This window comes from Pseudomonas sp. LAMO17WK12:I1 (genome assembly GCF_900177315.1).
Classification (GTDB): domain Bacteria; phylum Pseudomonadota; class Gammaproteobacteria; order Pseudomonadales; family Pseudomonadaceae; genus Aquipseudomonas; species Aquipseudomonas marginalis.
The window spans coordinates 95,779-108,568 of the sequence record NZ_FWZV01000013.1 but is presented as its reverse complement, the minus strand read 5'-3'; the positions used below and the strand labels follow the sequence as shown (position 1 = coordinate 108,568).

The 12,790-nt window shown below is 61.7% G+C and carries 11 protein-coding genes; 3 read left to right on the top strand and 8 right to left on the bottom strand.

Features of this window, described 5'->3' with window-relative positions:
• Positions 1–68: 68 nt before the first annotated feature.
• Entirely contained in the window at positions 69–995 is a 927-nt protein-coding gene (locus B9N88_RS23760) for a carbon-nitrogen hydrolase family protein (protein ID WP_027606438.1), read from the top strand.
• A gap of 27 nt (positions 996–1,022) precedes the next feature.
• On the opposite strand, the gene B9N88_RS23755 is transcribed toward B9N88_RS23760, so the two are convergent.
• From B9N88_RS23755 to B9N88_RS23745, 3 genes are read right to left on the bottom strand one after another with little or no spacing between them, the layout of a single operon-like run.
• Complete coding sequence (locus B9N88_RS23755) at positions 1,023–1,574, bottom strand: GNAT family N-acetyltransferase (protein ID WP_027606437.1); 552 nt, start codon at positions 1,572–1,574, stop codon at positions 1,023–1,025.
• A gap of 7 nt (positions 1,575–1,581) precedes the next feature.
• Positions 1,582–2,043 (bottom strand): LEA/WHy family protein, encoded by a 462-nt coding sequence (locus B9N88_RS23750; RefSeq protein WP_027606436.1) that lies wholly within the window; start codon positions 2,041–2,043, stop codon positions 1,582–1,584.
• Positions 2,044–2,056: 13 nt separating this feature from the next.
• Positions 2,057–3,484: a nucleobase:cation symporter-2 family protein gene (locus tag B9N88_RS23745; RefSeq protein ID WP_027606435.1), complete on the bottom strand. Its 1,428-nt coding sequence runs from the start codon at positions 3,482–3,484 to the stop codon at positions 2,057–2,059.
• A gap of 233 nt (positions 3,485–3,717) precedes the next feature.
• Here B9N88_RS23745 and B9N88_RS23740 point away from each other — a divergent pair, with 233 nt between their 5' ends.
• The gene (locus B9N88_RS23740; RefSeq protein WP_027606434.1) at positions 3,718–5,343 is read left to right on the top strand and encodes a methyl-accepting chemotaxis protein; all 1,626 of its coding nucleotides are present in this window, start codon (positions 3,718–3,720) and stop codon (positions 5,341–5,343) included.
• A gap of 75 nt (positions 5,344–5,418) precedes the next feature.
• On the opposite strand, the gene B9N88_RS23735 is transcribed toward B9N88_RS23740, so the two are convergent.
• The 5 genes from B9N88_RS23735 to B9N88_RS23715 are packed head-to-tail and all read right to left on the bottom strand — an operon-like array spanning position 5,419 to position 10,533.
• Entirely contained in the window at positions 5,419–6,396 is a 978-nt protein-coding gene (locus B9N88_RS23735; protein WP_027606433.1) for an NAD(P)-dependent oxidoreductase, read from the bottom strand.
• A complete protein-coding gene (locus B9N88_RS23730; protein WP_027606432.1) occupies positions 6,393–7,691 on the bottom strand; it encodes an MFS transporter in 1,299 nt (432 codons plus the stop codon). The genes B9N88_RS23735 and B9N88_RS23730 overlap by 4 nt, the downstream gene beginning before the upstream one ends.
• Positions 7,692–7,736: 45 nt before the next feature.
• Entirely contained in the window at positions 7,737–8,678 is a 942-nt protein-coding gene (locus B9N88_RS23725; protein ID WP_027606431.1) for a sugar kinase, read from the bottom strand.
• Positions 8,671–9,453 carry a sugar phosphate isomerase/epimerase family protein gene (locus B9N88_RS23720; protein ID WP_027606430.1) on the bottom strand — a complete coding sequence of 261 codons (783 nt, stop codon included), beginning with the start codon at positions 9,451–9,453 and terminating at the stop codon, positions 8,671–8,673. Before B9N88_RS23720 ends, B9N88_RS23725 begins: the two co-directional genes overlap by 8 nt.
• Positions 9,454–9,513: 60 nt before the next feature.
• On the bottom strand, positions 9,514–10,533 hold the full coding sequence (locus tag B9N88_RS23715) for a LacI family DNA-binding transcriptional regulator (RefSeq protein WP_043293610.1): 1,020 nt from the start codon (positions 10,531–10,533) through the stop codon (positions 9,514–9,516).
• A gap of 238 nt (positions 10,534–10,771) precedes the next feature.
• On the opposite strand from B9N88_RS23715, the gene B9N88_RS23710 reads away from it, so the two are divergent.
• The gene (locus B9N88_RS23710) at positions 10,772–12,736 is read left to right on the top strand and encodes a hypothetical protein (RefSeq protein ID WP_143491266.1); all 1,965 of its coding nucleotides are present in this window, start codon (positions 10,772–10,774) and stop codon (positions 12,734–12,736) included.
• Positions 12,737–12,790 lie beyond the last annotated feature (54 nt).

Here is a 12,790-nt window from a genome sequence, read left to right as displayed (position 1 = left end):
AGGTGGGCTTTATTCATGATCGAGCCTGGCGAGAGAATGGGCAACCCCCCTTATCTGGAGTGATCGTGATGCCCGTTTCTACTGTGGCGGCCCTGCAAATCGGTTCCCTGCCAGGCGGCAAGGCCGACACCCTGGCGCAAATCCTCGCCTATGAAGACGAGATCCTGCGCAGCGGCGCGCAATTGGTGGTGATGCCCGAAGCGCTGCTCGGCGGCTATCCCAAGGGTGAAGGGTTTGGCACCCAATTGGGCTATCGCCTGCCCGAAGGCCGCGAAGCCTTTGCCCGCTACTTTGCCAACGCCATCGATGTGCCGGGCGCCGAGACCGAGGCCCTGGCCGGCCTGTCGGCACGTACCGGCGCCAGCCTGGTGCTGGGGGTGATCGAGCGCAGTGGCAGCAGTTTGTATTGCACCGTGCTGTATGTCGAACCCACGGGCGGCCTGGTGGCCAAGCACCGCAAACTGATGCCCACCGGCACCGAGCGGCTGATCTGGGGCAAGGGCGACGGCTCGACCTTGCCGGTGATCGACGCGGCGGCAGGGCGTATCGGCGGTGCGGTGTGCTGGGAAAACATGATGCCGCTGCTGCGCACCGCGATGTACGCCAAGGGCGTCGAGGTATGGTGCGCGCCGACGGTGGATGAGCGCGAGATGTGGCAGGTGAGCATGCGCCATGTGGCGCATGAAGGGCGCTGCTTTGTGGTCAGTGCGTGCCAGGTGCAGGCCTCGCCCCAGGCATTGGGCATCGAGGTCGCCAACTGGCCTGCGGAACGCCCGTTGATCGCCGGCGGCAGCGTGATTGTCGGCCCGATGGGCGACATCCTCGCCGGGCCACTGGTGGGGGAGGCCGGGCTGCTGACGGCGCAGATCGACACCGATGACCTGGTGCGAGCGCGGTACGACTATGACGTGGTGGGGCATTACGCCCGCCCGGATGTGTTCGAGCTGGTGGTGGATGAGCGCGCCAAGCCAGGTGTGCGCTATATCACCGACTGAAAGCCGGTGGAAATGTGGCAGGGCCCCTCAGCGTTTAGAGGATTGATTTTCCAGCCATTCCTCGCGGGTCATTTCCCAGATATCCCGTGGGAAAGTACCTGCCACAAACTCACCTTCATCCGTTCTGATCAAACGCATACCCGTACGCTCGGAAATCCGCCGCGAGCCCAGGTTGGGCGCGGCCTTGGGCACTCGCAGCACAGGGCGCTTGAGCACGCCGAACCAGTAGTCGGTCACCGCCGCGCTGGCTTCGGCCATCAACCCTTGCCCCTGCCATTGCGGCCCCAGCCAGAACCCGCGGTTGTTATCCTGCTCGTCCATCAAGCTGACGTTACCAATCAACTGTCCAGGCGCGCTTTTCAGGCGCAGGGACCAATGCCATTCCTCGCCACAAGCCATGGCGGGCAGGGCGATGTGCTCCAGGTAGGTGCGCGCGCCGTCGGCCGGGTAGGGCCACGGCACCAGGGCGTTGAGGTAACGCACCACGTCCCAATGCGCGAATTGCTGCTGGATCCCTTCGGCATCGTCCAGGGTCAGCGGGCGCAGGATCAGGCGTTCGGTGAAGAGTGTCGGTTGCATGGGGTCATTACCAAGTCGCGGTATTGGGCAAATCCAGCGTGCCACGGTCCACAAAGCGCATCGTGCCGAACAGGCCTCCCTCCAATTTGCCCCGCAGCACGTAGGGCAGGTTGTTGAGGCTCTGGGTCTGGCTCAGGCCCAAGGTCTGGCGCAGCACGGAAAACGCCGAAACGCTCACCGGCACCATCAGCACGGTCTCGGAAAAACGCGGGATGCTGCCGCGCTGATCACTCACCCCCGACGCCAGCGGCCGGCCATTGACCTCCAGATCCAGGGCCACGCCGTTGTAGTCGATCGCCGTTTCATTGGGGTTCTGCACCCGCAGTTTCACGGCGAAGCGCACTTCCAGGTCCTGGCTTTGCAGCGGCTCGATGCCCACCACATTGATATTCACCGGGTCGCGGTTGGGGAACAGCGCACAGGCGCTCAGGCTCAGCAGTAGCAGCGATAGAACCATGAGCTTGCGCATGCAAAGGGTGCTCCTATTTCGTGACGTCCGGGTCCTGCATCACTTTGAGGGTAGAGGACTCCGGATCAAATTCATCTTCTTCCAGCTCTATGAACGCTTCCGGCAGGAAAATGTTCAGCAGGATTGCACAGAACGCGCCCACGGTGATCGGCGATTCGAAGATGTTGTGCAGCGCCTTGGGCAGGTCGCGCAACACTTCCGGCACGGCGGCCACGCCCAGGCCCATGCCCAGGGAGATCGCCACGATCAGCACATTGCGGCGGTGCAGCCCGGCTTCGGCGAGGATCTTGATGCCGGCCACGGCGACAGTGCCGAACATGATCAGGGTCGCGCCGCCCAGCACCGGCTTGGGCATCAGTTGCAGCACCGCGCCGATCATCGGGAACAGCCCCAGCAGCACCAGCAGGCCGGCAATGAAGTACGCCACGTAGCGGCTGGCCACGCCGGTCAACTGGATCACGCCGTTGTTCTGGGCGAACGTCACCATCGGCAGGCTGTTGAAGGTCGCCGCCATCGCCGAGTTGAGGCCGTCGGCCAACAGGCCCGACTTGATGCGCTTGATGTACAGCGGGCCCTTGACCGGCTGTTGGGAAATCATCGAGTTGGCCGTCAAGTCACCGGCCGCTTCCAGGGGCGAAATCAGGAAGATCACCGCCACCGGGATAAACGCCACCCAGTCGAACGAAAAACCGTACTTGAACGGCACCGGCACGCTGATCAGCGGCACCTGGGGCAATGCCGCCATATCGACGCGGCCCAGGTACCAGGCCACCACAAAGCCCAGGGCCAGGCCGATCACGATCGAACCCAGGCGCAGGAACGGGTTATTGAAGCGGTTGAGCACCACGATGGTCAGCAGCACCAGGGCCGCCAGGCCCATGTTGCTCGCCGCGCCCAGGTCGCTGGCGCCAAAGCCGCCGGCCATGTCGGTAACGGCCACCTTGATCAGCGACAGGCCCATCAGGGTAATGATGGTGCCGGTCACCACCGGGGTGATCAGTTTGCGCAACTTGCCGATGAACTGGCTGAGCACCACTTCGATAAACGCCGCGAAAAAGCAGATGCCAAAGATCGTCGAGAGGATCTCATCGGTGCCGCCGCCCCGGGCCTTGACCATGAACCCCGCGCTGAGAATCACGCTGATAAACGAGAAACTGGTGCCTTGCAGGCACAGCAGCCCCGAACCGATAGGGCCGAACGTGCGCGCCTGCACAAAGGTGCCGAGCCCCGAGACAAACAGCGCCATGCTCACCAGGTAGGGCACTTCGCTTTCCAGCCCGAGCACGCCACCGACGATCAGGGTGGGGGTGATGATGCCGACGAAACTGGCCAGCACGTGCTGCAACGCGGCAAATATCGCCGCACTGAAATGCGGGCGGTCCTCGAGGCCGTAGATCAGGTCGGATTTATAGCGGGGGCGGGGGGCTTGAGCGTCAGACAAAATGAGGGCTCGGGTCAGAAAATGGAGGCGCAGGATGCCAGAAACGGCCCGGCGTCAGAAGTGTAAAAAAATATTTATAAAGACCCTGCATAAAACCCCGATTCCTGCCGATACTGCTTATAGGCCCATCTATCAAAAACAACAGTGATGGCCGGTGTCAGGCAGTGCGTTGACGCTGGCTGATCGTTTCGTGGCATGGACGCGCGCCGCCACTCTATTTCGAGATCGCCCTTATGTCGCTCCGTCACCTGAATATCGCCCCTCGCGCTTCCCTCGGTTTCGCCTTCATCGCCCTGTTAGTGGTGGTGTTGGGCGGGTTCGCGGCCAACCGCATGACGTTGATCCGCCAGGCCTCGGTGGACATGAGCAGCAACCAGCTGCCCAGCGTGACGTACCTGGCCCAGATGACGGAGAACGTCCTGCGCATGCGTATCCTGTCATTTCGAGTGCTGGTCAACCGCGAGCCAGCCGGCCTGCAGGAAGCCGAAACCCGCATCGGCGTGCTGGTCGACAAGGTCAAGACGGCCCAGGCCGGCTACGCGGCATTACCCGCCGGTACTGAGGAAGCGGCGTTGTACAAGACGTTTGTCAGCACCCTGGATAACTACTTCAAGGCCCAGGCGGACATGCTGGCGCTGTCCAAGCAAGGCGACGTCGAGCAGATGCGCACCCTGATCAATACCCGGATCAAGGAAGGCACCGATCAGATGGGCGAGCAGTTGAACAAGCTGATTGCGATCAATGCCGCCAACGCCAAGCAAGCCAGCGACGCGGCAGGGCACAGTTACACCAGTGCCATCACCGGGATTATCGTGGTTTCGGTCAGCGCTGCACTGCTGACGGTGCTGCTGGCCTGGCTGCTGACCCGCAGCATTGTCACGCCGTTGCGCAAAGCCGTTCAGGTGGCTGAAACCATCGCCGGTGGCAACCTGACCAGCGTCGTTGAAGATAATGGCAACGATGAACCCGCGCGCCTGATCAACGCCCTGTCGACCATGCAAACCAACCTGCGCCAGACCATCCAGCACATTGCCGGTTCGGCCACGCAGCTGGCCTCGGCGGCGACAGAGTTGAGCGCCGTGACCGAGGAAGCGTCCCGGGGCCTGCAGCAACAGAACAATGAAATCGACCAGGCCGCCACGGCGGTCAACGAGATGACCGCGGCGGTGGAAGAAGTGGCGCGCAATGCGGTGTCCACCTCCGAGGCCTCCAACCAGTCCAACCAGGCCGCGCGGTCGGGTCGCGACCGGGTGATGGAAACCGTCGGCGCGATCCAGACCATGACCCAGGACGTCCAAAACACTGCCGCGATGATCGAAGGCCTGGCCACCCAGGGCCGTGACATCGGCAAGGTGCTGGACGTGATCCGCGCGATTGCCGAGCAGACCAACCTGCTGGCGCTCAACGCCGCCATCGAAGCGGCCCGCGCCGGTGAAGCCGGCCGCGGCTTTGCGGTGGTAGCGGATGAGGTGCGGGCCTTGGCCCATCGCACGGCACAGTCGACCCAGGAAATCGAGAAGATGGTCGCCGGCATCCAGAACGGCACCGGTGAAGCGGTGCAGTCGATGCAGCAGAGCAACCAGCGCACCCAGGACACCCTGGAAATGGCCCGCGCCGCCGGCGTGGCCCTGGAGCAGATCACCCAGTCCATCAGCCTGATCAACGAACGCAACCTGGTGATCGCCAGCGCGTCGGAAGAACAGGCCCAGGTCTCCCGCGAAGTGGACCGCAACCTGGTGAACATCCGCGACCTGGCGACCCAGTCGGCGGCGGGCGCCAACCAGACCAGTGCCGCCAGCCATGAGCTGTCGCGCCTGGCGGTGGACTTGAATGGGATGGTGGCGAGGTTCGTTATCTGACCCACTTTTTGCAATGCAATCAAATGTGGGAGGGGGCAAGCCCCCTCCCACATGTGTTCTGTGTGGTGTCAGAAGCTATTGCTTCCAGGCCCCTGGGTTCACCAGATTCTTGGGTTTTTCACCCGCCAGCGCCTGCAACAGATTATCCACCGCACACTTGGCCATCGCCTCCCGCGTCTCATGGGTCGCCGAGCCGATATGCGGCGTCGCCACCACGTTGTTCAAACGCAGCAACGGCGAGTCGTGGCTGAGCGGTTCTTTCTCGAACACATCCAACCCCGCCGCCCGAATCGTACGTTGCTGCAAGGCGTCCACCAACGCCGCCTCGTCCACCACCTTGCCCCGCGAGATATTGATAAAGATCGTCTGCGGGCCCATCCGCGCAAATTGCTCGGCGCCAATCAGCTTCTCGGTTTCGGCGGTCAGCGGCAGGGTCAGGCAGACAAAATCGGCCTGTTGCAGCAAGTCGTCGAGGCTGCGGTACTGCGCGCCAAAGCGCTGTTCCACCGCCGGCTTGGGCGAATGGCTGTGGTAGAGCACCGGCATGCCAAAACCGAAATGCCCGCGCTGGGCCAAGGCTTCGCCGATGCGGCCCATGCCGATGATGCCCAGGGTCTTGCCATGCACGTCGCTGCCGAAGTGTGACGGGCCGATATTCTTGTTCCACTGGCCGGCGCGCACCATGTCGGCCAGCTCCACCACACGCCGGGCGGTGGCCAGGATCAGCGCGAAGCCGGTGTCGGCGGTGGTTTCGGTGAGCACGTCCGGGGTGTTGCTGAGCAGGATGCCGCGCCGGGTCAGGTAGTCGATATCGTAGTTGTCGACCCCCACGGACACGCTGGCCACGGCTTCCAGTTGCGGCGCGAGGTCGAGCAAGCCGGCATCCAGGCGCAGGCTGGCACCCAGCAGGCCATGGGCGGTAGGCAGTGCATCGCGCAGCTTGGCCAGGCCGGTCTCGTCCAGTGCGTCTATCAGGGTGACGTCGCACTGTTCATGCAGGCGCGCCATCAACGGTGCGGAGAGCTTCTTGTACAGAACCACAGACTTTTTCATGGGGTTTTCACCTTCAATTCGAGGGTCGAGATGGGCGCGCGTTCACGGTCACTGGCGCCGGGCTTGAGGAAAATCGTCAGCACCACCGACAGCATCAGCGCGCCGCTCATCAGCAGGTACGAGGCGCCGGGCGAGCCGGTGCTGCTATTGAGGTAACCCACCAGGTAGGAGCCGCCGAACGAGCCGAGGGCGCCCATGCTGTTGATCAGCGCCATGGCGCCACCGGCGACGTTGGCGGGGAGGATTTCCGGGACAATGGCAAAAAACGGCCCGTACGGCGCATACATGCAGGCTCCGGCAATGACCAGCAGGGTGTAGGACCACCAGAAATGTTCGGCGCCCAGAGCGTAGGAAGCGTAGAACGCGATGGAGGCAATCAGCAGCGGCGGCCACACGAAGCGCTTGCGCTTTTGCAGTTTGTCCGAGCCCCACGACACCGCCAGCATAGCGATCACGGCGGCGAGATAGGGCAGGGCCGAGAGCCAGCCGGCTTCGACCATGTCCATCTGCAGGCCTTTCTTGAGGATCGACGGCAGCCACAAGACGAAGCCGTACACGCCGATGCTCCAGCAGAAAAACTGCAGCGCCAGGATGATCACCTTGGGCGAACGGAACGCTTCGGCGTAATTCTTCACCGCCTTGATACCGACCTGCTCGGCGGCCAACGCGCTTTCCAGGTCTTTTTTGTGCTGCTCGCTCAGCCACTTGGCGTCTGCGGGTTTTTCATCCGCCAGCTTCCACCAGATAAATGCCCACAGCACCGCCGGCAGGCCTTCGATGATAAACATCCAGCGCCAGCTGAAATGCTGCACCAGGTAGCCGGACACCACCGACATCCACAGCATGGTCACCGGGTTGCCGAGGATCAGGAAGGTATTGGCCCGCGAGCGCTCGGCACGGGTGAACCAGTGGCACAGGTACACCAGCATGGCCGGCATCACGGCGGCCTCGACCACGCCGAGCATGAAGCGAATGACGATCAGCATGTAGGCGTTGGACACCACGCCGGTCAGGGTGGCCAACCCGCCCCAGAGGATCAGGCTGACGAAAATCAGCTTCTTGACGCTGCGCTTTTGCGCATAGATGGCGCCCGGCACCTGGAAGAAGAAGTAGCCAAGGAAAAACAGTGCACCCAGCAACGACGACATGCCGGGGGTGATCATCAGGTCCTCGGCCATCCCGGAGGCGGCGGCAAAACCGTAGTTGGCGCGGTCCAGGTAGGCCAGGCTGTAGGTGATAAAGACGATGGGCATGATGTACCACCAACGGCGGGTGGCGAGTTTCACGGTGTCCATAAGGTTGCTCCTGAGCTTGTTGTAGTTGTGGCAACAGGGTGTGGGTCAAGCGACGGATCGGGTGGGTAATTCGGAGCGGGTGGGCAAGCCTTCCATATCGCCGCGGCTTTGCACGGCGCGGCTGCCGATCCAGTTGCCGCGTTGTACCGCCTCGGGGAAGCTGAGGTTTTCCAGCAGGGCGCTGATCATGCCCACGGCAAAGCCATCGCCGGCGCCGACGGTGTCCACCACCTTGTCCACGCGCACGGCGGCGACAAAGCCCTGGTCCAGCTGGGTGCGGAAGTAGGCGCCGTCCGGGCCGAGCTTGATCGCCACGGCTTCGGCGCCCTGGTCGAGGTAGAACGCGGCAATATCCGCCGGGTCGTCGAAACCGGTGAGCAGACGGCCTTCGCCCAGGCCCGGCAGGACCCAGTCGGCGAGGCCGGCGAGGGCGTTGATTTCGCGGATCATCTGTTCCTGGCTGGCCCACAGCGAGGGGCGCAGGTTCGGGTCGAACGACACGCTGCGCCCGGCTTTGCGCATCTGGGTCATCAACTCGCGGGACAGCTCGCGGGTGGCCTCGGACAAGGCCGGCGGAATGCCGGTGGCATGCAGATGGCGGGCCTGCAACAGCACCGGGCTGATGGCCGCAGTGGACAAATGGCTGGCGGCCGAGCCCTTGCGGAAGTACTCCACCTGCGGGTCATCGCCGGCTTCTTCGCGGGACTTGAGCTGAAAGCCGGTGGGGTGCAACGGGTCGACCGCCACATGCCGGCAATCCAGGCCTTCTTTTTTCAGCGTGTCGACCACAAAGCGCCCAAGGGAATCATTGCCCACCCGGCTCAGCCAGGCGACGTTGAAGCCCAGGCGCGACAGGCCGATGGCAACATTGCTGTCGGCGCCGGCAATGCGTTTGTGAAACTGCGCCACCTGGGCCAGGTCGCCGGTCTGCTCGGCGACAAACATCGCCATGGTTTCGCCAAACGAGAGGATATCGATCTCAGACATGGGCATTCTCCCCACGGGGTTGGCCAAGGAGGGCGAGGGCGGCCACCTGTTGCGCGGTGACGTCGACCAGGTCATCGCCCTGCAACGGGAATTCCACCGCCCGTGTAATGCCTTGAGTCATGTGGGTGAGCAGTTGTTCCCACAGATGCAGGTCGGTGGCGCCGGGCGGCAGTGCCACCAGCTTGCCGTCCGCGCGACGGGCCACGGCCTTGCAGTGCAGGTAGTCGACGTGCCGGCCGAGCAGGCGCGCGGCGGTCAGGGCGGATTGGTCCTGCCATTGCCAGTTGCCGATATCGAAGGTCATCTTTACCGGCAGGCCCAGGCGTTCGACTTCAGTGAAGAAGCGCTGCATCGGCTCGATGCGCCCGCCGTGCAGGGTCTGGTCGTTTTCCACCAAGAGTTTGACCGGATGGCGGGCGAGCAGGGCGTGCAGGCTTTCCAGGTCGTTGGTATCGGTGAAGTAGCCGAGGGAGACTTTCAGCCAGCGCGCACCAAAGGCCTGGGCGCGGTCCAGGGTTGCGTTGAGATCGGCATTCGGCTGGGCGCGGCCGGCGATCCACAATTCCAGGGGCGATGAGAACACACACTCCAGGCCTTGCTCGGCGGCAGCCTGGGCCAGTTGTGCAGGTTGCTCGCTGGTCAGCAGTTCTTCGCGCCACTCGATGCGCCGGGCACCGGCGGCGGCCAGCAGTTCGACAAAACTCAATTGGCCTTGCTGGCGGACCAGGTCGGCGCCGTAGCTGGAAAGGCTGATGGAGACGGGGTATTTGTGCATTGTTGTTTACCTCTGAAACCGGTTTCATTTTTTCACGTTATAAAGGTTGAATCGACTCTGCTACGTGTAAGGACGCTGGGTCGAACCTCGAATGATCAACTGGGGCAAAAAGTCCAGGGTGCGGGTCGGTTCGGTGTCACCGCGCAAGCGCTTGAGCAGGCAGTCGAACGCACTGGCGCCAATGGCTTCGGTGGGTTGGGCGAGGGCGGTGATGCCGTTGCCCACCAACGGGTACCAGTCGAGGTCGTCCAGGGCGATCAACCCGATATCGTCGAACAGGTTGCAGTCCAGCGCCTTGAGCGCACGGGTGCAGGCCAGTGTGGCGACGCCGTTGGCACAGAACACCGCCTTGGGGCCGGGTTTGGCGAGAAAGGCTTGCAGGCGTGGTTCCAGCCCGTCATCGAGCGCCAGCACCGCGCCGGTCAGCGCCGGGTGCCGGGCGATTTCGCCCTTGAAGCTGTCCAGGCGTTCCTGCCGTGAACTGGTGCCATCGCAGGCTTCGCTCACCAGCAATACATCGCGGTAACCCTGCTGTTCCAGGTGTTCCACCGCCATGCGCACCGCCGCCGGGTTATCCAGCCCCACCAGGTCGCTGTGCAGCGGCTCGACCTTGCGGTCCACCAGCACCAGGGGCATTTCCCGTTGCAGTTCCAGCAATTGGTCGAGGTGATGGCCGAGGGTGTTCACGATCAGCCCTTCGATGTTGTAGGAGCGCAGCGCCGCCAGGTGTTGGCGCTCCTGTTCGTCATCGCGGTCGGTGTTGCACACCACCAGGCTGTAGCCGTGCCGGCGGCAGGCGGTTTCGACGCCGTGCATCACGGCAATGGAATAGGGGTTGCGGATATCGGCCACCAGCATGCCGATCAGGCGCGTGCGGCCACGTTTCAACCCGCGGGCCATCTGGTTGGGGCGGTAGCCGAGTTGTTCGATGGCGTGTTCGATACGCAGGGCGATGGCATCGGAGAGCAGGGCGCGGTCCTCGCCGATAAAGCGGGACACGCTGGCTTTGGACACGCCGGCGCGTTGGGCGACGTCGAGCATGGTGACACGGGTGCGTTGGGCGGCGGAAAAAGGGGTCACGGTCGCGGGCCTTTCTTATTGGTGTTGGAGGTCATTAAACATCGACAAGGATGCTTGAAACCGGTTTCAGAAAACACCAAATCAGAAGATCCGTCAAGCCAATGCGGCGCCGACGTAGCTGTTGAAACCGACGAGCGGCGATGCCTACCTGTTAGTTTTGACAGTACCCAAGCGTGGTATTTGGGCGCTTAATCCTTGCCAAGGGCATCTTCCGTTGTATCGTCGGCAGGACAGTTATATGAACACTTCCAACCCTCGTCGCAGACGTGTCTCCAGAAGCAATATTTTGTCTTTTTCCGAGATCAAGGTGCCCATCCTTGATGATGCCGTGCCCCCGATTATCGAGGGGTATATCCCGCGCGAGTACCTTGACTCGGATATTGAGGTGGTCATCGAGGAGCTTTGGCCAGAGTCCGCGCCGGAGGGGAGTTTCGACGTCCTGGTCGTTCATTGGCGCCGTAGTGGAAGTGAGGGAGAGCCGCTCCTGCGCCGGCGGTTCAATGGCCCGATTGATCCGGCGATTTTTCCACTGCGTATTCCCGTTGACCGGAGGTATCTGGAGAACGACGGCACCGTGCTGCTGAGCTATGAGGTGCTTGAGCAGGGCACTTTGCCCACCTCTTCGCCAACGCGCGTGTTAGTGCTGGACCGTACCCCACCCAACAACAATATCGCCCCCCAGGTGCCTGAATTTCCCGTCAGTATCATCGATGAGGATTATCTGGCTGAGAACCCGACTGTGAACATGCGGATACCTTTTTACACTGGCCGTCGCGCATGGGACCGGGTCGAGTATTACCTTTCGGATGAAACACCACCACCGGAGCGGGATACGCCTGATGGTTTTTTTGACTTTGTTTCTGAAACTGAGCCGTTGGTTTTCCCCGTACCAGGAGATCTGTTTCGGCTTTATCGAAACGGCCTTCAATACATGCATATTGTGTTGCGGGACCGCTCCGGTAACCCAGGGCCGCGATCAATCCAGACACCGGTTATTGTTGATCTGGATCCCTCGCCCTCCGACCTCCAGGCACTGGTTGTTCCGGCGATGGTGAACGGCTTGATTGATCGCCAGGATGCACGCCTTGGCGTTGTGGGGAAGGTGCTGTACGACAATTGGCAGGAGGGGGACCATGTCACGGTTACGTGGGGCGCTACGCCGTTATCGCCACAGCCGGTCACCCAGCTGCCTCTTGATGTCAGCATCCCTTGGGAAACGTTGATTGCCCAGGGGCTGGGGCAAGCTTCCGGCGTTGCTACGTACACCATTACTCGCACCGGTGGAACGCTCCCCACCCCTCCCAGCCCACCGACGGTGATCAGATGGAACTTCACGGTGGCGGGGCAAGACCACGGCGATGCACCGCAACTGCTGAATCTCGACCTTCCTGCCGTGATGGTCTGGGGTGAAGGTTCCATGACCGAGAACCTTATCGATATACGTGATCAGGATCAGCGCATTTACGCCAGTGTTCCGTTGTACCACCGGCCTCAGGATGGGGAAAAGTTGACGCTGTATTGGGGCAACTTTCCCAGTACCGCTGTACCGGTTGCACACTACACGGTGGATGTAAGTAAGGGCGATGCGGAAGGCAGCATTGTCGAGTTCAGTGATATTCCCTGGAATGTCATCACGGGAGCAGGCAATAACGACAGAATGCCTGTTTATTACACGACCTCTAACGGCGTTAATGAACAATTGGCCAACTTCACCAACGTGACAGTGGCCGTGGTTCCTATATTGAGTCTTACGCAAGTGAAATTTCCCAGTGCAACTGCAGACGCCTGGATAAATTGTCAGACTGTTCCTCCCATGTGGGACCATATCCCCCTGGGAATTCCGGGAAATACACAGCTCAGAGAAGGCGATGCGGTGCTCTTGAGTTGGCAGGGTTATGAGGGTTTTTTTACCGGGCCCATTGACGGGACTGAAGACTCTTTGCTGCATTTCCTTTCGGCGGAAGAAGCGAAGAAGGGTTATATATTTAAGCAAGATAACTATGAAGAAAAGATAAAGCCCATACGGTCAGACAATCCGGCAAGCGTGGGGAGTTCGGCACTGGTGTCTTACGAAGTGCTCCGTGGCACCAGAATCATAGGCAGGGCACGGGAGCGGCAAGTCAAGATTGACCAACGCTACTCCAGTGGACGTTATTGCGGTCCCGACGAAGACGGGGAACAGGACTCGCCTGTTAACGAGTGACTGAGTCCAATAATAAAATTGAGCTTCGATAGTGGTCTCAAGTGTTTTAGAGGC